This window comes from Chryseobacterium sp. SIMBA_029 (assembly GCF_046535275.1).
GTDB lineage: Bacteria > Bacteroidota > Bacteroidia > Flavobacteriales > Weeksellaceae > Chryseobacterium.
Genome location: NZ_JAWRXA010000005.1, coordinates 65,849 through 90,608, shown reverse-complemented (window position 1 = coordinate 90,608; position 24,760 = coordinate 65,849). Strand labels below are relative to the sequence as shown.

Sequence of the window (24,760 nt, the reverse complement as noted above, 5' to 3'; positions counted from 1 at the left end):
CGTATGAATTTCAATTTTACATCATCACTTTTCTTTTTCAGTGTATTGTTTTCAACTCTTTTTTTGAAGGCACAAAGCAATTTTCAGGATTTTGAAAAAGAAAAAACATATATACAGACGAACCATGTTTTCTATAAACCCGGGGAGGAAATGTATTTTAAAATTTACGTGGTAAAAGCCGCGAATAATCTTCCTGCTGAACAAAGTAAAGTCGTCAACGTTGAACTGACTGATCCAAGCGGAAGTATTATTAAAAAATCAAAATATCAGATACAGAATGGCCATGCAGAGGGGTATTCCTATTTTGGGGATGATATGAAAGGAGGATTGTATAAGATAAAGGCTTACACCAACTGGATGCAGAATGAAGAAGGGAAAAATGCTTTGAAAAAGAAATTACCCTCCAAAAAATTGTATCTCCAAGAATTCTGATGAAACTTGATTTCCCTAAAAAAGGATATGGAGCTGGCGATGAAGTACTGGCTGATTTTTCTATGAAAAGCCTTGCCAATTTGCCTATTCCGTTTTACGAAGCTGAATTTACAGTGATGCATAATGGTGAAATAATTTCTGTGGGGAAACTGTTAACAGATAAAGATGGAAAAGTACAGTTAAAGTTTAAACTGCCTGTAGTTCTTAAATCATCAGATGCCCTGCTGAACATAAAAGTGAATTTTGATGGATTTGCAGAATCTATTTCAAGGAATATTCCGATTGTTCTGAATAATCTGGATGTACAATTTATGCCCGAAGGTGGAACTCTTATTAACGGAACAGAGCAGAACATCGCTTTTAAGATTCTGGATGAATTTGAAAAACCCGTAGATGCAGTACTGGAAATTTTCAATCAAAACCATCAAAAAATAAAAGAAGTTACAGCCTATAATTTTGGGATGGGGAGCTTTACTTTCATTCCGGAAAAAGGAAATTCTTATTATGCTAAAGTAAAAAAGCCCGAAAACATCAGCACTACATATGATTTTCCTAAAGCGAAAGATGCAGGAATTATCCTGAATTTTATAAAGCATGACGAGAAGATAGAATGCACTCTATGGTCTACAGAGGATAGGGAAATTATTATGAAAGGTAGTTTTCGTGATAAAGAAATATTCAGTAAAATAATTTTGCTTAAAAAGGGGATCAATAGACTGGAAATACCTGAAACAGAATTACCCATCGGAATCTGCAGGTTTACCGTATTTGATGATCAGATTCCTCTTGCCGAACGAATCATTTTCACCAATGAGCATAAACAGCTGAATATAAAAATAACCCCTTCAAAAAAGCAATACCTGCCAAGAGAAAAAGTAATACTGGAAGTGGAGACCTTAGATGAAAATAATAAACCCGTTCCTGCAAATCTTGCAGTGAGCGCAGTGGACGATAAACTTTGGACTTATGCGGATGACAAACAGAGTCATATCATTTCCTGGCTGTTGATGGATTCTGAATTAAGGGGGAAAATTGAAAAGCCACAGTTTTATTTTGACCGGAAAGAAGAAAAAGCTTCCAAGAGCCTGGATCTTTTGATGCTTACCAATGGATACAGGTATTTTGAACTGACTCCCGAAGTCATAAAAAATAAAAAGTACACCTTTCTGCCGGAAAAAATGAACCCGATCTATGGAATTGTTGAAGATGAAAATAAAAAACCTGTAAAAGCGGAAGTTTTCCTTACAGAAGAAGGCTATGATAAGAGAAAAATAATAAAACAAACCACTACTGATAATGGATTGTTTTATTTTACAGACTTAGACCGTAATGTGTCGTATAAGATTATTGCAAAATCGTTTCAGCCGAAACACACCGTGAATATCCGCATGCTATCTTATAAACTGCATATCAATCCATTGGAGCCGCAGAAGCTTAAAAATGTTGATGTGGAAGAGATTATCAAAGAAGCTTCTATTAAAGAAAAACCGAATAACAAGCCTTCTATTGAAAATCAATTGAAAAAAACTGGCAAAATAAGATCAGATACTATCGGAAGTTCATCAATCGAAGAAGTCGTTATGATTGGTTATGGCGAAGTTAAAAAGCAAAATGAAGCTTCCTCTGTGGGATTGGTAAGAAAATCTGAATTTACAGATAAAAATGTAGCATCAGTTCTTAACGGGAAAGTTGCGGGTATCAGCGTGATGGCTTCCAATGGCGACCCCGGAAGTATTACAACTATTCGTATAAGGGGTACCACTTCCATTTCAAATAAGACTCCTTTATTCATTGTAGATGGAATCCCTGTTGAGAATTTCAACACTCTTATTGATCCCAATGATATCAAAAGCATGACTGTTTTAAAAGATGCTGCTGCTACTGCTGTTTATGGTAGTGCTGCCGCTAATGGGGTTATTATCATCAGTTCCTTAGACAGTAAAACCTCTTCTCTGAAGTTTGATATTACCCCCAAATCATATTTCGCCGTACAGGCAGTACCCTATGACAGTTTGGTTGCATATGCCTATAACAGAGAATTCTTCTATCCGGTGTATAAAACAACCAATACTTCATACCGCTATGATTACCGGGAAGCATTGTACTGGAATCCTGTGGTGGAAACCGGTAAAAATGGAAAAGCATCACTGGAATTCTATAATTCCGATGCCAATTCCACGGTTAGAATTATAACTGAAGGGATCGCTGCCACTGGACTTCCCGGCAGAGATGAAACGACCTATGCTGCACAAAGTTTGGTCTCAATTGATGCTAAAATTCCACAATATCTTACAAGAACGGATCAGTTAACCATTCCTGTAGTGGTTAAAAATAATTCTGCTGAAACCAGAAAACTTGTGATGGATGTCATCGTTCCCAACCGCATGCGGTTAATTAAATTCGACAGTGTTATTACTTTAAAACCACTGGAATCAGGAAGGTTATGGGTCAAGCTGCAATCTGATGATGTGGTGAGTTCCAATATTCAGTTTACCATAAGATCCGGTGATTTCCGCGAAACCATGATACTTCCTTTTAAAGTTGAAGAAAAAGGATTCCCTCATCATTACGCAATTATTAATAATAAAACAGAGCATACAAAAATTAGCATTCCCGCATTCATCAATGGAAGCTTTTCATCATTTTATTATGTATTTGAACATACAGCTCTTCAGATGTTTGAAGATATTGAGAACCTGAAGAAAGAACCTTACGGATGCTTTGAGCAGCTTTCTTCCACCGTTTATCCAAATGTTTTTATCCTGGATTATTTAAAATCAGTAAAAAAAATAAACAGCCAGACTGAAAGTATAGCAATCAGAAATATGAAGAAAGGATACCAGAAGATGCTGAGTTATAAAAATAAAGATGGCGGATTCGGTTATTTTAATTCCTCAGAATCCGATGCTGCTCTTTCCGCATTTGCATTGCTTGAATTCAGAGACCTTAAAAAATATGTTGCAATTGAACCGAAGATTATCCAGGACCTCACAACCTTTATTTTATCTAAGAAAAATAAAAACGGACTTTTTGAAGTGAGAAGATCTTACGAAATCAATGCCCCTTATTCAGAATATGCATGGTCGAGAAATATGTACATACTCTATACCTTATCGAAAATAGGGATTAAAAATGACCTGATAGATTCTTACAAGCTGGCATTAAACAGAAGTTTAGCCACAAAAGATTCCTATCAGCTGGCTTTAATGGCCAATACAGCATTCTATCTTGGTAAAAATGAAGATTATGACTTGTTGAAGAGTATGCTGGATGATCAGTATGAGAATAAAAATGTAAATCCTAAAATAACCTTTACAGGATCAGGAGGGTATTCCGCCCGTGCAGAAACGTTATCACTTTACATGATGGCGCTTCAGAAAAGCAGTAAAGACACCCAATCAAAGACTACAAAAGTGGCTGATGAATTGATGGGTTACAATGGATATTATGGATTTGGATCAACACAGGCTACAAGCTTGGCGTTGGAAACCTTATCTGAATTTTTCGCTAAAAACGAAAAAGTATACGGTACTGACAAGCCTAAGATCAAAATAAATGGTGCTGAGGTACATCCTGAAAGCAGCTTTTCATCAGCCTATAAAGTAGGGGATAACAATATAGAGGTTACGTATTCTACAGAAAAAGGACTGCCTTATAAATTAGACTATCAGTATTATACATTGGAGGCTCCTAAAAGTACCTCTGAGATATTGAAGATGACGACTCAGTTACAGTCTGCAATTTCCAAAGTAGGAAATACCAACAGAATGACTGTTACAGTAGAAAATACAATCAATACGCAGCTTCCCATGACCGTTGCTAAAATAGGAATTCCTGCGGGGTTGACCTTACAAAATGCTTTATTGAAAGATCTGATCGATAAAAAACAGGTTTCCTATTATGAGATCTTTGATAATTATCTGGTTCTATATTGGGAACATATGGATGCCAACGAAAAGAAAGTGATCAATTTGGATCTTAAGGTGGAATTTTCAGGAGAATATACCGGGAAATCAAGTAATGTCTATCTTTACTATATGCCGGAAGCCAAGTTCTGGAATTCAGGCATTACTGCTCAAATAGAACCTTAAATCATTCTAAACTAAGGAAATCCTGACTGTAAGAGTTGGGATTTTTTAAGGAGGAGAAAAATAAATAAAATAAACTTTCAAATATTATTGAAAATTCAATAAATATAATTACATTTGTAATACAAATTAAAAGACAGACAAAATGAAACTGGAAGAAGCTAAAGAAAAGTACATTCAAACCTGGGGAACGTTCGCCACCAATTGGGGAATCAATAGAACTATGGCACAGGTTCATGCGTTGCTTTTGGCTTCAGGTAAACCTTTGTCTACGGATGATGTAATGGAGCAGTTGGAAGTTTCAAGAGGAAATGCCAATATGAATTTAAGGGCTCTGATCGATTGGGGAATTGTAAAAAAAGAATTTGTAAAGGGAGACCGGAAGGAATATTTTATCGCTGAAAAAGATGTCTGGTATCTTTTTAAACAGATTACTAAAGAACGCAGAAAAAGGGAAATAGAACCCGTTATTTCTTTTCTGGAAGAGCTTAAAAATATCGAAGATAATGATTCCGAAGATGCCAAAGAGTTTATAAAGCTTATGGAAGATTTCAGCTCGGTAACCGGAAAAATCAATAATATTATGGATCTGGCGATTAAAAGCGATGATCACTGGCTGGTGGGTAAGATCACCAACTTGTTAAAATAGAAGAGGAGTTGCTCCTTTTTTATTTCAGATAAACTTTCAAAAATTACTGAAAATATAATATTTATAAGATGTTTAATATCATTTCATACAGTATTTTTCTTAGCATCAGTTTTTACATTACCGTTGATGTGGGCAGAAGATGCTTTAATTCAGGAAAAGTATATTTAGAATATCTGATTGGTGATAAAGATTTTTGTTTAACCATCAACAGGATTCTTTTAGGAAGTTATTATTTGCTAAACCTGGGTTACATCGCTGTAAATCTTAGTTTCTGGGAGACCATTAGAAGTATGGAAGAATTGATCGCAGTTGTATCTGTCCGCATTGGATACATTGTTTTACTCCTATGTGTCCTACATTTTACCAATATTATGATGCTTTATGTTGTAAGAAAAAAATTAACAATAAAATAAAATTACAATGACGACAACTATTTTAACTCAGACGTACAATTTCTCAGCGTACATGATCTATTTACCAATTGTGATTACCCTTACTGTATTTGTTTCACAGTTTCTGTTTAAAAACTCAAAAACATTTATGATGGATATTTTTCATCAGAAAGAAGATATCGCAATGGCTACCAATTCATTATTTAAAATAGGCTTTTATCTTTTAAATATAGGGTTTGCGCTTTGTATTATTGAATTCCTTCAGATTGAAACAGTGGAAAGACTGGTCGTGAGTTTAAGCAAGAAAATCGGTGGCTTTTCCATCTATCTTGGAGTGATGATGCTTCTGAACCTGATGCTTTTCTTAAAAGGCCGTAAACATGCTTCTAATAAAGTAGATCCAATACAAAATGAAAACACTCCTTTTTAAAATCTGGATGTATTTTACCTTCAGATTTCAGAATAAAAGAACCCGAGGCGACTTTCTAAACCTTTAAATGTATAATCATGAAAACTATTCTAAGATATGATTCAAAAATTCAATTAGTATTGATCATATTATTTGTCCTGACTCTTTTTGCAACATTATTTTCTGATGAAAATTTTATTATCACCATTCTGCTCATCGAGTTCTTTCTCATTGCTGCTGTACAGTATTCTTTGAATGTGATTAAATTTTTCAGTAAAAAATATCTGAAGACCGATTCAAGAAAGATATATATGTTTCTTTCCACTTATGTAGTTACAGGTTTTTTAATTCTTATTATTTTTAATTCCTTCCTTGCGGATGAACTGAAAAACCTCTTTGAACTGATGGTCATCAGCTGGATGATTCTTTCACCGTTTCTTATTTTTCAGTCTTTATTCATCAGCTGTTCTGATTCTAAAAATAATGTAAAGTCCCAAATAATTTAATCAATGATGTTCATTATATAAAATAATAAAATGGCAACAATATATTTAGAAACATTCATCAAAGCCGATATTCACATTGTTTTTGATCTGGCACGAGATATTGATTTGCATCAAAAATCAACGTTTAAAACACAGGAAAAAGCTATCGCCGGACGAACCAGCGGACTGATTGAGGAAAATGAAACAGTAACGTGGAGAGCCAAACATTTAGGGGTTTATCAAACCCATACCGCTAAAATTATAAGTATGGAAAAACCCTATCAGTTTACCGATGTCATGTTGAAAGGAACTTTTAAATCAATGAAGCACCAACATACCTTCAAAGTGAAAAATGGCGGTACGGTAATGACAGACCATTTTGAATTTGAATCACCATTTGGAATTCTTGGAAAGATTTTTAACAGAATTTTTCTGACCGGTTATCTTAAAAGTTTCCTTCTCGAGAGAAATGCACTCATTAAGGAAACTGCCGAAGGAAACCATTAAAACATTGTATATTCTCCAAAAACAAATCACCCTTATGAATTTTTTAAAAGCAGAATGGCGGAAACTGGCCATTATCAATTACGAAGTCGATCCGGAGATACTCATCAAATATCTTCCTAAGGGGACGGAACTGGATTTTTATAACGATACATGCTATGCAAGTCTCGTGGGATTTATGTTTTTAAATACTAAACTATTAGGGGTTTCAGTACCATTTCATAAAAATTTTGAAGAAGTAAACCTTAGGTTTTATGTAAAGAAAAAAGAAAATAACGGTTGGAAAAGAGGTGTTGTTTTTATTAAAGAAATTGTTCCGAAATCAGCACTGAGCTTTGTTGCCAATACTTTTTACAGAGAAAATTACCTCACAATGCCAATGAAAAATGAGATTCATGAAAAAGACAATGAATTGAAGGTGAAATATTCCTGGAAAGACAAAAGCTGGCATTCTATAGAAATTACAGCAGAAAATAAAGCCTTGCCCATGCTGCCTGATTCTGAATTTGAATTCATCACCGAACATTATTTTGGCTTTACCAAAATAGGGAACAAAACGTCAGAATATGAAGTCTGCCACCCGGAATGGGAACAGTATCCGATAAAAAAATACACCCTTGAAATTGATTTTAAAAGCATATATGGAAATGATTTTGAATTTTTAACTGCTCAGCATCCCATTTCTGTAATGCTGGCCGAAGGTTCCAGTATTGAAGTGAGAACCAAGAAGAGCTTAATGATAAAATAATGATCAGGAAATAATCAAGAGAAAATTTTCATTTAAAAAAGTATATGATAATTGAATAAATTTTTGTTTTTCATGGTTGGTATGATATATGTAATATTCACTGTGAATCTGAATGATTTTAATTAATAATGATGTATTGATTATCAACATTCACTAAAAGTAAATCTCATGAAAAAGTTTTTTATATCAACACTGGTGTTATTAGGATTATCAATGAATGTGTATGGACAGAAACACCCTCCGGTTCCTCCTCATCCGTCGAAAACCGAATTAATTAATGCTAAATCGCGTGAGCTGGATAAAAGATATAATCAGGAAAAGAAATTGATTATGAATCACCCGCTGGCCACTAAAAAAATGAAGCAGGATCAGATGAAAGCTTTAAATCAGAAATACCGCAGTCAGAAAAAATTACTTAAAAAAATGTAATTAAATTAACAATATTGGATTAATCCAAAAAGAGCAGGAAATTCCTGCTCTTTTTATTTTGGTATATAAGGTTTGTATTTTTAGAAAACTTTTCTTGCTAATAGCAGGTTCAGCATAAATGTTCCCGTCCAGTTACTGTTATTACCCGCATTTGTCCCGATAAAATCAATACGGGCTACGGATACGGTAAGTCTTGTTTTTCCCGAAGTTCCGTTATTGGCAAGACTTACGAAAGAAGCGGTAAAAACATCAGGAAAACTGGAATTGTTCCCGGCTGTTAAAATAGGATACATATTCGTAATGTTGAAAGGTGCCCCCTGATACTCATATACAACCGTCATTCTGCTGGTATTAGAATAGGATGCTGTATGAGCATAGGCAGTTGATGTTTTACTTATGATCCACCAGGCGTCAGTTCCTGTTCCTGTATCATATGCAGGGTTGGTATGGTTTGTCCAGTCCAATATTCCCGATGTTCCGCCTCCGTGAGGAGGGATAGATAATTGGGTGCCATATACCTCTACATTTCCAGGTTTAGGTAATGCAGAAAAAGAAAGATCCCACGTTCCCCCTGTGGTATTGCTGTTGTTCACTACTTCCGCATACGCTCCCGTTGGAACTACAAAGGTGGCGACCGGAGTGTTGTCCACTCTCAACGTATTGCCACTGGACGCCTGGATAGTAATACTTGAGGCAGAAATATTCTTTATTTTATAAATTCTTCCCTTGAAGCTGGTTGTTCCGGTCCCTATAACTGGAAGAGTGATCACGGTATTGGCCGCTCCGTTATAGGTTAAATAATGTTCTGTAGCCGTTACTGTATAAGCAGTGGCGGTGATTTCCTTGTAATCAGCTCCCATAGATCCATTCACGTCTAAAGTACTGTTGGGGGTGACGGTTCTAATACCAACTTGCGCACTCAAAGACAATCCGCAAAATAAAATAATCGATAGATAATTCTTCGTTTTCATATTCTAATATTTTTGCAAAATTATTAATTTTATTCTAAAATATTATTATGCAATAGTTTGTTTTACATTTATTTAGCGTAAATCTCTTTTTAGTGAAATGCGATATCTGTTGTATTTTTCAAAATATGATTCATTACTCATTTAATTAGAATGAAAACTTTAGCACAATTTCTATGATAAGAAGTAAATGGTAAAAAAATGCGAACTGCGATCCGTGAAATATGAAGAAGCAGAAACGTTATACATCCAATATTTTTCCTTAAATTCGCATAAAATTTTTAAGCTAATGAACTACGATATTATTGTCATCGGAAGTGGTCCTGGTGGATATGTTACAGCTATTAGAGCAGCACAATTGGGTTTTAAAACCGCAATTATCGAGAAAGAAAATTTAGGAGGAATCTGTCTTAACTGGGGCTGTATTCCAACGAAAGCTTTGTTGAAATCTGCTCAGGTTTTTCATTATATCAATCACGCGGAAGATTATGGTTTGAATAAAGTGGAAGGAAGTTTTGAATTTCCGAACGTTATCCAAAGAAGCCGTGGAGTTGCCGGTAAAATGAGCAAAGGGATTGAGTTCTTGATGAAAAAGAATAAAATTGATGTAATTCTAGGGACTGCTAAAGTTTTAAAAGATAAAAAAGTTTCTGTTACCGATAAAGAAGGTAAAACAACTGAATATGCCGGAGGTCACATCATTATTGCAACCGGAGCACGTTCAAGAGAATTGCCGAACTTACCACAGGATGGTAAAAAAGTAATCGGATACAGACAGGCATTATCCCTTGCTGAGCAGCCAAAATCTATGATCGTTGTAGGTTCTGGAGCGATCGGGGTAGAATTTGCTGATTTCTATAACACAATGGGAACTAAAGTAACCGTTGTTGAATTTATGCCAAACATCGTTCCTGTAGAAGATGAAGATATCTCTAAGCACTTAGAAAAATCTTTAAAGAAGACCGGAATCGAAATCATGACCAATGCTTCTGTAGAAAGTGTAGATACAAGCGGAGAAGGAGTAAAAGCTACGGTAAAAACGGCTAATGGAAACATTACGCTGGAAGCTGATATTTTACTGTCTGCTGTAGGTATCGCTGCCAATATCGAAAACATCGGATTGGAAGAAGTAGGAATCCAGACAGATAAAGGAAGAGTATTAGTAAACGAATGGTACGAAACTTCAGTTCCTGGTTACTATGCAATCGGAGATATTATCCCAACTCAGGCCCTAGCTCACGTTGCTTCTGCTGAAGGGATCACTTGTGTAGAGAAAATCAAAGGAATGCACGTTGAGAAAATCGACTATGGCAATATCCCGGGATGTACATACTGTCACCCTGAGGTAGCTTCTGTAGGTCTTACCGAAAAGCAGGCTAAAGAAAAAGGTTATGAGATCAAAGTTGGTAAATTCCCTCTTTCTGCTAGTGGAAAAGCTACAGCAAACGGAAATACAGACGGTTTCATCAAAGTAATCTTCGACGCTAAATATGGTGAATGGTTAGGTTGCCACATGATTGGTGAAGGAGTAACGGATATGGTGGCTGAAGCTGTTGTTGCCAGAAAACTGGAAACTACAGGTCACGAAATTATCAAATCAATCCACCCGCATCCAACGGTTTCTGAAGCAATTATGGAAGCTGCTGCTGCTGCTTATGGTGAAGTGATTCACATTTAATTTATACAATAACGTATCCCAGATACTTATCATAGAGCCCGGATTTTGTCCGGGCTTTTTTTGTTTATATTATTAATTATTAAAATAATTTTAAAATCAGCATATTTCGGGAAAATAGTTCCGTTTTCTCACCTTGTTTTCTTAATTTTAATCTATGAATTTTGACAAAGTAGGGCTTGTTTTATCAGGTGGCGGAACCAAAGGAATCGCTCATGCAGGAGTTTTAAAATTCTTGATCGAAAAAAATATAGACGTAGACGTTCTGTCTTGCTGCAGTGCAGGATCTATAGTAGGCTGTCTGTACGCGATAGGCAAAACCCCTCAAGAAATTCTGGAATTCTTTAACTCAGTCTATTTTTTCAACTGGAAACATTTTGCGTTCAATCAACCCGGACTTGTTTCTTCGGTTATTTTCAGGAATTACCTGAAACCTATTTTTCATGACATGAAATTAAAGGACCTGAACAAAGAGGTCAAAATTGTTGCCACAGAACTGGTATCCGGAACACAAAAGATATTTGATGAAAATTTTGAAGTGGTGGATGCGATCATTGCATCATGTTCTATCCCTGGGATTACCACTCCTTATATTATCGGAGATGAAATGTACTGCGATGGAGGTGTATTGAACAATTTCCCGGCAGACATTATCAGAGATGAATGTGACAGGTTAATCGGGATTTTTGTATCGCCGCCCAACAATATTGATATTAAAGATTTAAAGACCATTAAAGCCATTGTTTCGCGCTCTTACGACTTGCTGTCCTACCGGATAGAAAAAATTAAATTCGACTACTGCGATTGGTTTATATCCTCACAGGAGCTGGCTGCATACGGAGCTTTTGAAAGGAGAAGCGACCGTATGGAAGAAATGTTTATGATCGGATACAAAGCCGCTAAAGAAAGTTTTGCAGAAAGCTGTTTTTACTCAGAATTAAAGAAATAGATTTTTAATTATTCAGGAAGAAGTATCATTGATCAGATAAAAACCTCTGTAAACTCAAATTTTCTCCCATTGAATAGCCCTTTATCACTTAACTTTAATTCGGGAATGACTAAAAGTGCCATAAAAGATAAGGTCATATAAGGTGATTTTAACCGACTTCCCAGTTCTTTTGCCCGTTTATCCAGCGTAATATAAGCTGCTGCTGCTTCCTCTGCAGAAAGATTGGTCATAATCCCGGCAATAGGAAGTTCAAGAACTAATTCCTCAGTTGCTGTTGCTAATGAAATTCCTCCCTTAGCTTTAATAATAGCATTAACCGCCTTGCACATATCCTCATCATTGGTACCCACTACCACTATATTATGGCAGTCATGCGCAACACAGGAGGCTATTGCACCAGCTTTTAATCCTACATTTTTAATAAAAGCGATGGCTGCGGGAGCGTCATAATAGCGGTTTACCACAGCAATTTTTAAGATATCTTCTTCCGTATTGGACTCTGCATATCCGTTGACAGTTAATGAATCGGTTACGATTTCGTTGCTTATTAATTGTCCGTCCAGTGCTTCTATCACACGGATGGTATCACTTTCACTTTTAACCTTAAAATCAGAAGGCTGTTTTACACTGCAATGGAAATTATTCACAATGGGGGATTCAACGGACGTAATGAAAGAAGTCCCTTTCTCTGCTACCAACTCTCCATTAATATAGGTTTTTAAAATATTGAAATCCTGTATCGTATCAATTTCAATAAAATCTGCATTATCACCCACCTGTAGTAAGCCGACAGGTAAATTATAATGTTTGATAACATTATAGGACGAGGCTCGCAATACATCATACAGATCATATCCTTTTTCCAGGGCGCGTTTTACATGATCGTTGATGTGGGATTCAAGTAAATTGTCGGGATGCTTGTCATCACAGCAAAACATAATTTGCTCCGGATAGTCTTTTAGTAAAGGAATTAGCGTTTCAAAATTTTTAGCGGCACTTCCTTCTCTGATCATTATTTTTATCCCATGCTGCAGCTTTTCCAATGCTTCCTGATATCCAAAACATTCGTGGTCGGTTGTGATCCCGGCATTAAAATAGGTTTTCATTTCTTCTCCCATTAAACCCGGTGCATGGCCGTCAATGGGTTTTTGATGTTTTTTTGCAGAAGCCAGTTTTTTCAAAACTTCGTCGTCGTTATAAATCACTCCCGGAAAATTCATCATTTCTGCGAGGTATATAATTTCTTTTCTGCTTAATAATGTATCGATATCATCAGCATCAATCCTTGCTCCCGCAGTTTCAAAATTGGTGGCAGGTACACAGGAAGGAGCTCCGAAATAAAAATGAAAAGGAACCTGGCTGGCATTATCAATCATAAATTCCACTCCCGGAATACCCAATACATTGGCAATTTCATGGGGATCCGATATCGTTCCTACCGTTCCGTGCTGTACGGCAATACGTGCAAATTCTGACGGGACAAGCATACTGCTTTCAATATGGACATGAGCATCAATAAAACCCGGTAAGATATATGTATCCGGAGATTCGGATGTTTTTTCTATAGCCGTGATTTTACCATCTGTAACGGTTACTTGAGCAGGGTAGGTTTCTTTCGAAACGAGATCGATTAAATTGGATGTAAAAGTAAGTGCCAACGTGGGTTTTATTTTAGAATTCTATTTACGATCGAAGTTACAAAAATTTGATCAGGATAGCTAGTATTTCTTACTGGTCATCATTGATTCCCTATCTATTTAAAAAATAAAATCCTGCTTCAAAGCAGGATTTTATACTATTAATTTTTAACTACGCGGCCATCTTCATTCGCAATCTCATTTCCATTGGTGTCATTGACTACCAGAGTATACGGTGGAGTAGAGGCCGAATCTGTCAGATAATTTCTCCAAACCTGATAGGTATAGCCATTATTGGTGAACTCATAATAATAGTTACCTCCGGTACCGTCAGGGATCAGTTCGCCATTGCTGATGATCATGCTTGGTTTTGAGGTCAATTTTGAATTCACTCCCCAGGATTGGTAAAGATATTTACCGTTAGGCTGTTTGTCAATTCTTATCTTAAACTTTTTCGTTTTAATGATAACTGTTTTCGGTACTTTTTGAAAGTTGCCGGAATAGCTGGTTAAAGGATGGTTATGTACTGTTTCAACTGGAATTTCGTTAGCATATACTAAAGAAAACTGAGCCATACAGAAGGCTCCTAATAGAATCTTTTTGATCATTGTTATAGCGGTTACTGGTTGATCATTACTTTTCATCAAATATAACGCCATTTGCAGTGAGTCAAAGATTAAACATAATTCCGATCTTAAGAAACAGCAGTATAACTTGCAAAAGCTTCTTCCAGGCTGTTGAATCTTCCTTTAAACTCATCAATCGGGCAGTCCTGAAGAATATTTCCTTTATGGATCAGAATCACTCTTGAACAAAGCGCTTCAACTTCCTGCATGATGTGGGTAGAAAGCAGTACGGTTTTTTGCTGGCCAATTTCTTTCACCACATTTCGGATTTCTATGATTTGATTGGGATCTAATCCGTTAGTCGGTTCATCCAAAATTAATAGATCCGGCTGATGAATGATCGCCTGCGCCAAACCTACTCTTTGTTTGTATCCTTTGGAAAGCTGTCCGATTTTTTTGGATTTTTCCGGCGTAATGCCTACCAATTCAATTACCTCATCTACACGAGCCTCGGATATTTTATGAATATTAGCCACAAACTGAAGATATTCTTTTACAAACATTTCCAGATACAGAGGATTGTTTTCGGGAAGAAAACCGATATTTTTTTTGCTTTCGATTTCGTGTTCAGTGATATTTTTTCCATTAAAAATTATTTCTCCCTGATCAATCTTTAAGGCTCCGACAATAGATTTCATTAAAGTGGATTTCCCTGCTCCGTTTGGACCGAGAAGACCAATGATCTCATTTTGGTCAATAGAAATGTTGATATTGTCAAGGGCTGTTTGTTCGCCAAATTTTTTGGTCAGATTGATAATTTGAAGCGGCATAATTTAAAATGTCTTTTTGCAAAAGTAAAAATAAAAAAACTCATTCAGATGAATGAGTTTAGTAATATTGAAAAATAATAGGATTATTTTTTTGATTTCTTGCTTTTATTGCTGCTGTTGGAAGCTGGAGCTGCGGCAGCTCCCTGATTTGAGGTAGATTTTGCCCCATTGATGTGGTTCATGGTAGCAGGCTTCTCGTACATAGCAGACTTTCCATTGGTTTTTCCGAAAACCTTCTCAACCTGTTTTCTGTTTAAAAACTGTGACTTTCCAACGTATTTACGGTTTTTATTGATGTACTGAATAAACTGAACAGTCGGTTGCCCGTAGTTCTTCTCGTAATGAAGCTCGATGATGTCATTAGGAAGCTCCAGAATAACATTTTCAACCGGTGGTGTAATGAAGCCGTCTATAATTAAGTTATATAAATCTGAAACATCGCCAGTAAGGTTCTGGAAAGAAAAAGATCTGATCGTATTCAGATTACTGGTGTTCAGATCCTGGTAGTTGATGGTATATTTATCTTCTTTTTTATATAAGCCTACAGAATTATCTTTGCCAATTTCCACCAAGCTTTCGTTTTTCAGAATTTTGATCTGCGAAAAAACTGAAATGCTGAACATGCATGTAATGAGTAGAATTATTTTTCTCATGTGGAGGGATTTTAATGTTTTTATAATTTGTGTACCTAAAATTAGTAATAAATATGCTTTAAAACAATTTTATTACATCAAGCAAAAGTAATACTTTTTTTTAATATCCATAAGGCATAGACATTGGATGTTATGCGGTTCATTGTATGTGCAGTTGTTTGTAAATCATATAATTAGGTTATTTTTATCAATGAATGTATTGAATGTTTTTAAAATTTCCATTTGATGGTTTTATATTTTTCAACTGTGTAATGTATTCATACACAGTTGGTAAAAGTTTTTATATCAAAAAAAATCCTTGAATTGCAGTTGAATGTTCAACATTTTATTACTCCTGAAATTTTCCAGCTTATTAAGGTCTGGCTGATGAAATATAAATTTGTAATTTTATCTTTTCATCATTATAATTTGCATATGCGTAGTTTATATCAGGATCAAAGCTTTATCATCCGTGAATTTTCAGCTGAGGAACAGAACTTGTTTTGCACTCTTTTTGAAGATACAGAAGTCACGAAATACCTTCCATACCGTTCTCCTGAACAATATATAGAAATGTTTGAAATCGCTTTGGATGATTATAATAAGGGTCCCTTTGGCCGTTTCGGGATATTCGATTCCAAAACTAATGATTTTATCGGGATGTGTCTTGTAAGGGACTTTGCAGATGTACCCGGCCAGATGGAAATAGGATATACTTTGTGTAGAGAATACTGGGGTAAAGGTATTGCTACAGAAGTAAGCCGTGCTTTGGTACAATATTGTTTTGTTGCTACCGAGGGAAATGAGGTGGTAGCTGTGACTGATCTGGATAATATAGGTTCACAAAAGGTATTGGAGAAGGCAGGTTTTAGCCGGTTGGACAATCTCCGGAGAACAGATCGTGAATTAGCATATTATAAAGTGGAACGTAGTGAAGTGGCAATATAAATCTACATCTACATTTCCTTCCTGTTACTGATTAATAGAACCTTTAGAAACTGTTGCCACGAAAGCATCAAATTCACTTTTATAGCTTCTTCCAACAGGAACAGGATAAATGCCTACCATGACTTCATTATTATTGAAAGCAGTAACGTATTGAGAATTAATCATAAACGAACGGTGAATTCTTATAAAGCCTTTCCTTGATAAAAGGGATTCCAACTCTGTGATGGTACTTTTTGCTATGATACTTTCATGGTTGGCCAACATTATTTTGATATCATTCCTTTGACTTTCAAAATACATAATTTCACGGATGAAGATCTTCCTGTTCATCCCTTCTGTTTTAACAATAATAAAATCTTCCTGAGCCGTATTTCTGTTTCTTAAGACCCGGTCTACAGAGGTGAAAAAGCGTTCAAAAGTAATGGGTTTCAAAAGATAATCCACAGCTTCCAGTTCAAAACCTTCTATGGCAAAATCACGGTAAGCCGTCGTGAAAATAGTGGGCGGTTTATGGGCGAGTGACTTTAAAAAATCAATTCCCGTTAAATGAGGCATTTGTATATCCAGAAACAGAAGATCTACAGGCTTGGTCTGCAGGAGTCCATAAGCTTCGAGGGCATTTTCAGCTTTTCCGATCAGTTTTAAATGGTCGATCCGGGCAATGTGTTTTTCCAGCAGTGAGGCTGCCAGAGGTTCGTCATCTACAATAATACAGTGGATCATAAGGTGGTGGGTGTTTTTATTTCAACTTTAAAAATATTGTTTTCCCGGCATACTTTGAAAGTAAAATGATCTTTATAATGATAATGGAGCTGTTTTTCTACATTTTTCAGTCCGATGCCTTCCGAATCCTCATGGTCATCATTTTCACAGGTGTTTTCAATCCTGAAAACGGAGTACTGACCATCACAGGAAATAGAGATGTTTATTTCTGCATTGTTTGCGGTCTTGGCAGCTCCGTGTTTAAAAGCATTTTCAACCAGAGTGAGATAGAGCAGCGGTGGAATGGTGGCCCCGGGATATATGGTTGATATTTTGTGAATTTTAAGTCTTCCTTCACTGTATCGCAGGCTTTCCAGGGCGATGTAATCATCAATCACGGAAACTTCCTCTGCTACCGGAACCTCATTGTTAGGACCTTTGTATAAGATATAATCCAGAATATCCGAAAGCCGGCTGATGGATTCCGAGGTTTTTTCTGAATTACTTACTGAAAGAGAATAAATATTATTAAGGGTATTGAACAGAAAGTGCGGGTTCAGCTGGGATTTCAGGGATCTTAATTCCAGTTCTGCTTTTTCTTTCTGCAGTTGTGTGGTGTTTTCTTTTTCATCCTTATAGCGGAGAATGAACATCACCGATATGAAAATAAAAGCGCCGCTAATGATCATAAATGTATAATGGAACAGCAGATAGCTGATATCGGTAAAAATATCAAAAAAGCTGTCTTTCAATTCATGGGTGAACAAAGGTTCGGCAATATAAACAATAAATATCCTGTTGATCACAGAAATAAAATAGAGAGACACGATAAGGTACAGGCAAAATAAGACGTATTTTTTCCGGTCAAAAAAATGGCGGACCAGAACATAATATATGAAATTGGCTCCCGCAATCTGGAATATCCAGTGACAGAAATTATAAATGATGATTTCCGGGGACATTTCATCGTAATATTCTCCGTAATTTCTTACAGATCCGAATACAAAGAGCGCTGTCCAAAAAAACAGCTGAAAATAGACATGCTGTTTTAGATTATTTTCTGGTCCGAATTTCATAGGCCTCAAAAGTAGAAAATCCTGAGCCACGGTGCACCGTTTTTTGATACAATCAATCAAATTAATGACAGAAAGCAGCGAGTGCAGTTCAGACAGCAGATAAGAGTGTTGGCATCCGGATGTATGTTTTCTGTCCTCGTCCCCAAAAAAGAACAGTCTGTTTTATAATATTTGCGGAAAAAAAATATGCCTGCAACCCCTTATTCTTCTGAGAAAATTTACGGACTGGATCATTTACGGGCCCTGGCCATTATGTTAGTTCTGATGTATCATTACCGTGCATTTAAACATCCTGACTGGATTGATACCGTAGGGAAATTCGGATGGACCGGGGTGGATTTATTCTTTGTTCTGAGTGGTTTTTTAATATCCGGACAGCTGTTTAAAGAAATTGAAAGGAGCAAGGGTATCAGTTTGAAAACATTTTTCATCAAGCGATTTTTCAGGATCATTCCGCCGTACTTGTTTACTTTGTTCCTGTACTTTGGTTTTCCCTTGTTCAGGGAGCGGGAGGCCTTGTCTTCGTTTTGGAAATTCATCACTTTTACCCAGAATTACGGGCTGGATGTCATGAACCGCGGAACATTTTCGCATGCATGGTCTTTATGTATTGAAGAGCAGTTTTATCTTTTTCTTCCCTTGCTCATTCTGGTGGGAATACAAACAAAAATGTACAGGTATACCGTTCTGTTTGCCATTTTCCTGATCCTGTTTTCCTTAACGGTTAGATTTATTACATGGAACATCTCTGTTGTTCCTGTGATGGAGACCGATGATTTTTGGAAGATATGGTATATGAAAATATATTATCCCACTCATACCCGTTTAGATGGTTTGGCAGTGGGGGTTATGATTAGTTTTTTGATGCAGTATTCATTGAGATTTCAACGGATGGTTCATAACAACGGAAACCGACTTTTTATTGCCGGGGTTGTTCTGTTGGGAGCTTCATTCTGGATCTGTAATGACCAGGCTTCTCAGGGAGCTTCCGTGTTTGGGTTTACAGCGGTTGCATTGAGTTATGGCGTTATTCTGATGTCGGCTGTTTCCCGATCTTCCTTTCTTTTCCAATCGAAATCTTATGTTACGGCCCAGCTGGCGGGGCTGTCTTATGCGGTTTATCTTTCCCATAAAGGGATTATCCATATCGTTCAGGGAGTTCTGGATGATTGTAATATTGAAACTTCTGGCGGGATCAGCCTTTGGGTATGCTTTATGGCTTGCATTGCAGGGGGACTCTTCTTTCGTTTTGTTATTGAAAAGCCTTCTGCAAAGCTTAAATACCTCATTTTGAATAAAAACAGAGAATAATATAGGATTCTTACCTTGTTTTTATGGATCAATCATGTGAATTCGTTTTGTATGGTATGAATTTTCCGCCATTATATGGGAATTTGTAGAGGAAATAGCAGACGGATTCTTTATTTTTTTGTAGTTTAATCCCTGAAAACATCCATCACATTTTATTACAGCATGAAAAGGCACTTTATCAATCAAAATGAGCTCTCAGACAAATTTTGGAATATAGAATACCAGGGAACCACCCAAAAAATACTATTTGGCAAAACCGGAACTAAAGGCCGGGAAACAGTCAAAGAATTTACCGATGAACAGGAATGCATACGCGAGTCTGAAAAACTCATCAACCAAAAGATAAAAAAGGGTTATACCGAAATTACGGAAAACGATGAGGTTCCACAGAAGAAAGAACTTTCGGAACATGAAAAAGCGGATATCTACTTCTGGGAAGCCATTGAAAAATCCAATAAACAAAAAAAAGCCCATTGGAGCGAATACGATGTGGAAGAACATTTGGAAAATCTCACGGCCTATCTTTCTAAATTTGGGAAAGAGAGACTCGTTCTTTTTGAAAAAACTCTTCAGGAAAAGCTCAGTGCCCTGTATACCGCAGAAATTGCGGAACTTTCCATTATTCTGGAATGTGAATTCAAGCAGGAAAACGGAATATATGTTTTTAACGATTACCTTTCTGATGACGGGTTTATTTACTTCCGGTGCTGGCTTTTGTTAAAAGGAAAAGAATTTTTTGAGGATATTCAGCAAGATATTCAGTCATTTGTCAGCGGAAAATACAGCTTTAATATCGGCGACTGCTGGGCAGAAGGACTTCTGTATGTATCTGATGAAGCCTATTCGGAGAATCACGATAATGAAGATGAATCTGAAATAAGAGATACGGTAGACGAGCTCTATCCGCATCATCATTATGACAGCCCGGAACGTGAGATGAACCGTGAGCCCAAAGGCGGAGCAGATTTGCAGACCCTATACCCGAAATTGGTAAAAGAAATTGGAGAACTCAGAAGTGCATAAACCTAATCTCACCCAATTTTTTTAGGGTAATATTCTAATGAAGAATACTGCTTCACTTCACCAGTGATGCAGCAATAATTATGTTTATATTTCTTCTGACTGTATTTGCGAAAGGTCAATGCCAAGCGTTGTAAAGCCTTTTATCCCATCATAGGTAATATAAAAATGTTTGGCATCAGGTTTTTCTTTTGCAATCCATCCTTTGTTTACAAATTCTTCCAGAAGGAGCGTTCCCAGTTTCCCGCCAATATGGTTGTAGCAGGTTTTGGCTGGTTTTTTAGTGGTATTTTGCTTCATGGTGATAGTTTAAATAGGTGTTGAGTACTAGATTCAATGCTGTCTCCCTAAATATTGTACCGGAAAAAGTTAAAAAAATTAGCGGACAAGAAAATAGATTAAAGCACCAATTCCGGCATATGCCGTAACCGTGATAATATCAGCGATGGGTTGTGAAAAGCGTTTTTCCGCAATTTTATCGGCATTGATCTGGTTCTTATGGAATTTCAGAATTTTTTTAGGATTATGAACCGGGTGGGCCACCAGGCTATCGCTTTCCCACTTGTCGACGATTACTTTATAGGACCTGCCATCAACGTTAATTTTAACATTTTTATTAGGGGCCAATTTCTCCTGAATATTGATTGGAGCAGCGGGTTGCTGTACGTTCATGTTTTGGGACTCAGCGGGTGCACCTTTCATTTTCATGGAATTAGGAGCAGCAGCCACTGCATTCTTATTGTCAGCCGCCGGATCTGCTGGTTTTTTTACCTGGTACGTATAACAACTGGTAAGGGAACATACTATAATGATGAGATAAAGATTCTTTCGCATGAGCCAAATTTAAGAATTAAACGGAAAATTTTGGAGTTTCTTTTGAAAGATGGTGTTTTTTTGTTTTGATATTTATTTTTAAGATATCACATTTCACTTATGAGAATGCTTACTTTGATCATTACATATCCCTGCATCCCCTTCGGAAGTACCTACATACTTTGTGGTGGGGTTTTGTTAGTTTTTGGATGTTTTTCGAATGTTTGATTTATAATGCTAAAACCAGATGAAACGATTCGTGCGGTAGTAGTGAAATTAGCTTTTAATAGTTATAATCAATTACGGAAAACCATAATATGAAGAAGCAATCAAACTCGCAACATTATAATCATAATTTTTTTATATCTTCAATAAAATTAATTACTTATCATGGATTTAGTTTATACTATTACTTCTGGGTATTTAGAATGTCAAAATGAAATAATCGATCTTTCATTTGCTTTGGTTTTTTTAGAAAATGGGGTTTATAAGATTGAAACGTTACTTACTGACAATTCAATTTATGAAAAAAACGGATTCAATCATTATTATAAAATAGTTGGTTTAACTGAAAAAAAATATAGAATTGAATGTCATAATTTATTTTTGACAAAACATGAAGGGAGTAATAATAAAGTAACATTTATTTGCGATGACTATATTAAATTACATACCCCAGCGCGCGCGCTTTATGAAGGTGAGGAAAAAGAAGTAGAGAAGAAACAAAATATTTGGTATGTGGAACTTGAAAATTTTACTACAAAATTTGCTAATTCCACTAAAACTAAAAAGTTCATAAATGGTATTGAAAGTGATGATAGTTTTTTTGATTTTACATTCGATCACACTGAGACATCGTGGGTAATTGATGGACTAGAAGGAAATGGGAACTATTTTAAATTCAAATTAATTCAAAATAAGAATTCTGAAAATGTATTAATAGACTTCAGAAATCATAAAGAACGAAGAAATCGTTGCATACTGTATTATGAGGATTACTTAAAAATAAAACAGGAATTAATTTGCATACTATCATTTATTAATGGGGCCAAAGTCAAGGTACGAAAAGAATATATTGGAAGATACCACGGACAAAATAATAATCGATATACATCAGAAGTAGAAATAAATTACTCCTTCGAAAACAAGAATGACGATCACTATAATGACTACATTCCTATAAATACCCATAATTCTTTTTCTGATGAGATTTTCAGAGAAATATTTTTCCGATCTTTTGTGAAATTTCAGAGAATTAATAAAATCTTAGATTTAGAATCTTTAATTTTTTCATTAAATGTTTCATCACAAACTATTGGAATTGAAGAGAGGTATTTCATATTGATTACAGCCTTCGAAAGAATTGCAAAAAAATATTCAAATTATATAACTGTTGAATCTACAGGTATGATAGATGAAGATACCTTCTCAAAAGATATAAAACCCAATTTAATAAAGGCTATTTTACCTGTAAAAAATATTGATGAAGCATCATGGAGCAGAATGAATGCTGTGATATCGAACTTAAATATCAATCATACAAGTACAAATAAATCACTGACTAATTTCTTAGAATATGCTAAAATTCCTATTAATAAAAATGTAAAAAGTCTTATAAAAAGAGAAAGAAATCTTGCAGTACATGAAGGTATAGTTGGAAAAAGTCATGATGAAATGTATCAAAACTATCTAAAACTAGATCATATATTAAGAGATTGTATTTTAAACTTAATTGAGTACTTTAGTCATAGAAATCGCAGATATATGTATGCAACTAAAGAAGAATTTGAAAACTCTAATCCTAAAAATTATACGAAAGATGTAGATAGCTATGACATTAGGTAATTAAATTTATCACTAAGTAAATTCAATTTTTGATATTAGAAGTACTTGAACTGTCATCTGAAAAATTCAATACTGTGAACGAAGTTATTCCTCAGCTACCACACGCACGAATCTTTCGTGTGGCTTTGGCTTTCAGATTATATTATTAAAATGTTTAATTTATAATACTAAAACCACACGAAAGAATTCGTGCGGTAGCAGGGGGAGGTCTTAAAACAAAAATCAATTTAGAAAAATAATAGTAAGAATTATTGTAATAATGGAAATGTACTATATCTATCTATAAATTCTTGACATAATGCTAATAGTTTTACTTGATCTGTCCTTGTATCTCTTCTCATTCGGTGATTTTGATAAATAATTTCATCATTGAGTAAAACAATTTCAGTTAATAATTCATCGAATATGTAAAAATAATCAAAATAAAATGACCATTCTTCTGTCCCAAAATACTCATTTTTATAACTTCCTTTAAAACCATTTACATATTCATGAAAATCAGACTCTTTAATGTGATTATTTTCAGAGTTATAATAACCAATAAAATCAGTAATTATTCTCTCTACTTGGTTAAGGTTTGTTAGTGTATAGTTTATATGATCATAATTTTTTTCAATAAAATTTTCAAGTTCTTTAAATTTATCCAAAATTTTTATTGCCAATCCATGATTTTCTAAAAAGTCATTAAAATTTATAGTGACAAAATTATACCCATTTGTATATCGATAATATTCATCCACTAATTCATATCTTGTTGATATTGATTTTTGATTTCCTTTTACCAACCAGTCATTTTTTTCGTCATTTGAAACAAATATTACATCCTTACTTATTTTTTTTCCTAATTCTAACATACTTTGCCATATAAGAAAGTCTCCAATTCCGTTACTTTCTTTTAATTTGTCTTTATTGCCCGGTGGGATTTCATCTTCAATACGTTGATTGTACATTTTTATTAGTTCTTCTTCACTTAATTGTGATGTGATAAAAATGTTTTCGTTGAATTCATCTTGATACATAACTGTTACAGGGTCGTTCCAGTTCCAATTAATGATTTCATCTTTTAGCTTGGTTAATTCTTTTTTATAGCTTTTTATTTTTTCTACTATTTCTCCGCGATCTTTCTCCATGTTTTTATAGGATTCCAGTCCTTCTAAAATTGGATATTCAAATTTTTTAACTTGATGTAAAGATGATAATTGGTTATCTATATTTGTAAATAAATCAGAAATCCTAGAAGATCTATTTTTTGCAAATTCAAGTAAGGCATGTTCTGGAACGTATAATCTTTGCTCTAATATCAATTTTCTGTATATTTCTGCAATTTGCTCAATTTTATCTTTACCAACATTATAAGGTGCAAGTAATGAATTAGTGTCCAAAACAAAGACTGCTGTTTCAAAAATTTCCTTAGTTTGCTTTCCTTTTCTTTCTAATATTGCTTTCCATTGTGGAAAATGTTTCTTATATAGGAAGTGTTTTTTATTTTCTTCTGCCATTTTTAGTCTCGCATTTATGTTTCAAATATTATAGTATATAAAACTTTATATAAACAAATATAATAGATTCGTTAAAATTGTCAATCCGTATTTTCCCGGAAATTTCAAAAATTAAAAAGAGAAATAGCTTCAAATTTTTGGCAAAAAAAAATC

General features: G+C 35.2%; 25 protein-coding genes. 15 read left to right on the top strand and 10 right to left on the bottom strand.

From position 1 onward, the window contains the following. The first annotated feature begins 3 nt into the window (after positions 1–3). From SB679_RS10375 to SB679_RS10335, 9 genes are all read left to right on the top strand, one after another. A complete protein-coding gene (locus SB679_RS10375) occupies positions 4–432 on the top strand; it encodes a hypothetical protein (RefSeq protein ID WP_410702182.1) in 429 nt (142 codons plus the stop codon). Further along, entirely contained in the window at positions 432–4,523 is a 4,092-nt protein-coding gene (locus SB679_RS10370) for a TonB-dependent receptor plug domain-containing protein (RefSeq protein WP_410702181.1), read from the top strand. Before SB679_RS10375 ends, SB679_RS10370 begins: the two co-directional genes overlap by 1 nt. A 142-nt stretch (positions 4,524–4,665) precedes the next feature. Continuing rightward, entirely contained in the window at positions 4,666–5,169 is a 504-nt protein-coding gene (locus SB679_RS10365) for a GbsR/MarR family transcriptional regulator (protein WP_034713698.1), read from the top strand. A 68-nt stretch (positions 5,170–5,237) separates the two neighbouring features. Further along, the gene (locus SB679_RS10360; protein ID WP_410702180.1) at positions 5,238–5,582 is read left to right on the top strand and encodes a hypothetical protein; all 345 of its coding nucleotides are present in this window, start codon (positions 5,238–5,240) and stop codon (positions 5,580–5,582) included. Between the two features lie 7 nt (positions 5,583–5,589). Further along, positions 5,590–5,991 carry a hypothetical protein gene (locus SB679_RS10355; protein WP_410702179.1) on the top strand — a complete coding sequence of 134 codons (402 nt, stop codon included), beginning with the start codon at positions 5,590–5,592 and terminating at the stop codon, positions 5,989–5,991. Between the two features lie 77 nt (positions 5,992–6,068). Then, positions 6,069–6,476, top strand: coding sequence for a hypothetical protein (locus SB679_RS10350; RefSeq protein WP_410702178.1), 408 nt, complete (start codon positions 6,069–6,071; stop codon positions 6,474–6,476). 30 nt (positions 6,477–6,506) lie between these two features. Beyond that, on the top strand, positions 6,507–6,962 hold the full coding sequence (locus tag SB679_RS10345; protein ID WP_410702177.1) for an SRPBCC family protein: 456 nt from the start codon (positions 6,507–6,509) through the stop codon (positions 6,960–6,962). A 34-nt stretch (positions 6,963–6,996) separates the two neighbouring features. Continuing rightward, on the top strand, positions 6,997–7,707 hold the full coding sequence (locus SB679_RS10340; RefSeq protein WP_410702176.1) for a YqjF family protein: 711 nt from the start codon (positions 6,997–6,999) through the stop codon (positions 7,705–7,707). 168 nt (positions 7,708–7,875) lie between these two features. Beyond that, complete coding sequence (locus tag SB679_RS10335) at positions 7,876–8,136, top strand: hypothetical protein (RefSeq protein WP_410702175.1); 261 nt, start codon at positions 7,876–7,878, stop codon at positions 8,134–8,136. A gap of 80 nt (positions 8,137–8,216) precedes the next feature. On the opposite strand, the gene SB679_RS10330 is transcribed toward SB679_RS10335, so the two are convergent. Beyond that, positions 8,217–9,107 carry a hypothetical protein gene (locus SB679_RS10330; RefSeq protein WP_410702174.1) on the bottom strand — a complete coding sequence of 297 codons (891 nt, stop codon included), beginning with the start codon at positions 9,105–9,107 and terminating at the stop codon, positions 8,217–8,219. Positions 9,108–9,393: 286 nt separating this feature from the next. On the opposite strand from SB679_RS10330, the gene lpdA reads away from it, so the two are divergent. Together lpdA and SB679_RS10320 are read left to right on the top strand one after the other, a co-directional pair. Beyond that, positions 9,394–10,782 carry a dihydrolipoyl dehydrogenase gene (lpdA, locus tag SB679_RS10325; protein WP_317742042.1) on the top strand — a complete coding sequence of 463 codons (1,389 nt, stop codon included), beginning with the start codon at positions 9,394–9,396 and terminating at the stop codon, positions 10,780–10,782. A gap of 154 nt (positions 10,783–10,936) precedes the next feature. Beyond that, positions 10,937–11,728, top strand: coding sequence for a patatin-like phospholipase family protein (locus SB679_RS10320; protein ID WP_410702173.1), 792 nt, complete (start codon positions 10,937–10,939; stop codon positions 11,726–11,728). 32 nt (positions 11,729–11,760) lie between these two features. On the opposite strand, the gene ade is transcribed toward SB679_RS10320, so the two are convergent. From ade to SB679_RS10300, 4 genes are all read right to left on the bottom strand, one after another. Continuing rightward, on the bottom strand, positions 11,761–13,386 hold the full coding sequence (gene ade / locus SB679_RS10315; protein ID WP_410702172.1) for an adenine deaminase: 1,626 nt from the start codon (positions 13,384–13,386) through the stop codon (positions 11,761–11,763). Positions 13,387–13,526: 140 nt separating this feature from the next. Continuing rightward, positions 13,527–13,973 (bottom strand): hypothetical protein, encoded by a 447-nt coding sequence (locus SB679_RS10310; protein WP_410702171.1) that lies wholly within the window; start codon positions 13,971–13,973, stop codon positions 13,527–13,529. Between the two features lie 86 nt (positions 13,974–14,059). After that, a complete protein-coding gene (locus SB679_RS10305; RefSeq protein ID WP_034713678.1) occupies positions 14,060–14,761 on the bottom strand; it encodes an ABC transporter ATP-binding protein in 702 nt (233 codons plus the stop codon). An 83-nt stretch (positions 14,762–14,844) separates the two neighbouring features. Then, complete coding sequence (locus SB679_RS10300; RefSeq protein WP_410702170.1) at positions 14,845–15,414, bottom strand: hypothetical protein; 570 nt, start codon at positions 15,412–15,414, stop codon at positions 14,845–14,847. A 303-nt stretch (positions 15,415–15,717) separates the two neighbouring features. Between SB679_RS10300 and SB679_RS10295 the strand changes: the two genes are divergently transcribed. After that, positions 15,718–16,341, top strand: a complete 624-nt coding sequence (locus tag SB679_RS10295; RefSeq protein ID WP_410702169.1) for a GNAT family N-acetyltransferase — start codon at positions 15,718–15,720, stop codon at positions 16,339–16,341. Positions 16,342–16,365: 24 nt separating this feature from the next. Here SB679_RS10295 and SB679_RS10290 read toward each other — a convergent pair whose 3' ends face one another. Both SB679_RS10290 and SB679_RS10285 read right to left on the bottom strand, forming a co-directional pair. Beyond that, complete coding sequence (locus tag SB679_RS10290; protein WP_410702168.1) at positions 16,366–17,064, bottom strand: LytR/AlgR family response regulator transcription factor; 699 nt, start codon at positions 17,062–17,064, stop codon at positions 16,366–16,368. Further along, on the bottom strand, positions 17,061–18,119 hold the full coding sequence (locus SB679_RS10285) for a sensor histidine kinase (protein WP_410702167.1): 1,059 nt from the start codon (positions 18,117–18,119) through the stop codon (positions 17,061–17,063). The genes SB679_RS10290 and SB679_RS10285 overlap by 4 nt, the downstream gene beginning before the upstream one ends. 186 nt (positions 18,120–18,305) lie before the next feature. On the opposite strand from SB679_RS10285, the gene SB679_RS10280 reads away from it, so the two are divergent. Both SB679_RS10280 and SB679_RS10275 read left to right on the top strand, forming a co-directional pair. Next, positions 18,306–19,430 carry an acyltransferase family protein gene (locus SB679_RS10280; RefSeq protein ID WP_410702166.1) on the top strand — a complete coding sequence of 375 codons (1,125 nt, stop codon included), beginning with the start codon at positions 18,306–18,308 and terminating at the stop codon, positions 19,428–19,430. Positions 19,431–19,592: 162 nt separating this feature from the next. Continuing rightward, positions 19,593–20,453, top strand: coding sequence for a DUF4240 domain-containing protein (locus tag SB679_RS10275; protein WP_410702165.1), 861 nt, complete (start codon positions 19,593–19,595; stop codon positions 20,451–20,453). Between the two features lie 84 nt (positions 20,454–20,537). On the opposite strand, the gene SB679_RS10270 is transcribed toward SB679_RS10275, so the two are convergent. Both SB679_RS10270 and SB679_RS10265 read right to left on the bottom strand, forming a co-directional pair. Further along, positions 20,538–20,750 carry an ArsR family transcriptional regulator gene (locus tag SB679_RS10270; protein WP_410702164.1) on the bottom strand — a complete coding sequence of 71 codons (213 nt, stop codon included), beginning with the start codon at positions 20,748–20,750 and terminating at the stop codon, positions 20,538–20,540. Positions 20,751–20,828: 78 nt separating this feature from the next. Beyond that, positions 20,829–21,284 carry a hypothetical protein gene (locus SB679_RS10265; RefSeq protein ID WP_410702163.1) on the bottom strand — a complete coding sequence of 152 codons (456 nt, stop codon included), beginning with the start codon at positions 21,282–21,284 and terminating at the stop codon, positions 20,829–20,831. Positions 21,285–21,653: 369 nt separating this feature from the next. Between SB679_RS10265 and SB679_RS10260 the strand changes: the two genes are divergently transcribed. Continuing rightward, complete coding sequence (locus SB679_RS10260; RefSeq protein ID WP_410702162.1) at positions 21,654–23,108, top strand: hypothetical protein; 1,455 nt, start codon at positions 21,654–21,656, stop codon at positions 23,106–23,108. A gap of 248 nt (positions 23,109–23,356) precedes the next feature. Here the strand turns inward: SB679_RS10260 and SB679_RS10255 are convergent, their stop codons facing one another. Then, complete coding sequence (locus tag SB679_RS10255; RefSeq protein WP_410702161.1) at positions 23,357–24,607, bottom strand: PIN domain-containing protein; 1,251 nt, start codon at positions 24,605–24,607, stop codon at positions 23,357–23,359. Between the last annotated feature and the right edge of the window lie 153 nt (positions 24,608–24,760).

What these genes read in the sequence shown, in the direction of transcription:
- SB679_RS10375 (WP_410702182.1), top strand. Translation starts at nt 4, where the DNA reads ATGAATTTCAATTTTACATCATCACTTTTCTTTTTCAGTGTATTGTTT.
- SB679_RS10370 (WP_410702181.1), top strand. Translation starts at nt 432, where the DNA reads ATGAAACTTGATTTCCCTAAAAAAGGATATGGAGCTGGCGATGAAGTA.
- SB679_RS10365 (WP_034713698.1), top strand. Translation starts at nt 4,666, where the DNA reads ATGAAACTGGAAGAAGCTAAAGAAAAGTACATTCAAACCTGGGGAACG.
- SB679_RS10360 (WP_410702180.1), top strand. Translation starts at nt 5,238, where the DNA reads ATGTTTAATATCATTTCATACAGTATTTTTCTTAGCATCAGTTTTTAC.
- SB679_RS10355 (WP_410702179.1), top strand. Translation starts at nt 5,590, where the DNA reads ATGACGACAACTATTTTAACTCAGACGTACAATTTCTCAGCGTACATG.
- SB679_RS10350 (WP_410702178.1), top strand. Translation starts at nt 6,069, where the DNA reads ATGAAAACTATTCTAAGATATGATTCAAAAATTCAATTAGTATTGATC.
- SB679_RS10345 (WP_410702177.1), top strand. Translation starts at nt 6,507, where the DNA reads ATGGCAACAATATATTTAGAAACATTCATCAAAGCCGATATTCACATT.
- SB679_RS10340 (WP_410702176.1), top strand. Translation starts at nt 6,997, where the DNA reads ATGAATTTTTTAAAAGCAGAATGGCGGAAACTGGCCATTATCAATTAC.
- SB679_RS10335 (WP_410702175.1), top strand. Translation starts at nt 7,876, where the DNA reads ATGAAAAAGTTTTTTATATCAACACTGGTGTTATTAGGATTATCAATG.
- SB679_RS10330 (WP_410702174.1), bottom strand. Translation starts at nt 9,107, where the DNA reads ATGAAAACGAAGAATTATCTATCGATTATTTTATTTTGCGGATTGTCT.
- lpdA (WP_317742042.1), top strand. Translation starts at nt 9,394, where the DNA reads ATGAACTACGATATTATTGTCATCGGAAGTGGTCCTGGTGGATATGTT.
- SB679_RS10320 (WP_410702173.1), top strand. Translation starts at nt 10,937, where the DNA reads ATGAATTTTGACAAAGTAGGGCTTGTTTTATCAGGTGGCGGAACCAAA.
- SB679_RS10310 (WP_410702171.1), bottom strand. Translation starts at nt 13,973, where the DNA reads ATGATCAAAAAGATTCTATTAGGAGCCTTCTGTATGGCTCAGTTTTCT.
- SB679_RS10305 (WP_034713678.1), bottom strand. Translation starts at nt 14,761, where the DNA reads ATGCCGCTTCAAATTATCAATCTGACCAAAAAATTTGGCGAACAAACA.
- SB679_RS10300 (WP_410702170.1), bottom strand. Translation starts at nt 15,414, where the DNA reads ATGAGAAAAATAATTCTACTCATTACATGCATGTTCAGCATTTCAGTT.
- SB679_RS10290 (WP_410702168.1), bottom strand. Translation starts at nt 17,064, where the DNA reads ATGATCCACTGTATTATTGTAGATGACGAACCTCTGGCAGCCTCACTG.
- SB679_RS10285 (WP_410702167.1), bottom strand. Translation starts at nt 18,119, where the DNA reads ATGAAATTCGGACCAGAAAATAATCTAAAACAGCATGTCTATTTTCAG.
- SB679_RS10280 (WP_410702166.1), top strand. Translation starts at nt 18,306, where the DNA reads ATGCCTGCAACCCCTTATTCTTCTGAGAAAATTTACGGACTGGATCAT.
- SB679_RS10275 (WP_410702165.1), top strand. Translation starts at nt 19,593, where the DNA reads ATGAAAAGGCACTTTATCAATCAAAATGAGCTCTCAGACAAATTTTGG.
- SB679_RS10270 (WP_410702164.1), bottom strand. Translation starts at nt 20,750, where the DNA reads ATGAAGCAAAATACCACTAAAAAACCAGCCAAAACCTGCTACAACCAT.
- SB679_RS10265 (WP_410702163.1), bottom strand. Translation starts at nt 21,284, where the DNA reads ATGCGAAAGAATCTTTATCTCATCATTATAGTATGTTCCCTTACCAGT.
- SB679_RS10260 (WP_410702162.1), top strand. Translation starts at nt 21,654, where the DNA reads ATGGATTTAGTTTATACTATTACTTCTGGGTATTTAGAATGTCAAAAT.
- SB679_RS10255 (WP_410702161.1), bottom strand. Translation starts at nt 24,607, where the DNA reads ATGGCAGAAGAAAATAAAAAACACTTCCTATATAAGAAACATTTTCCA.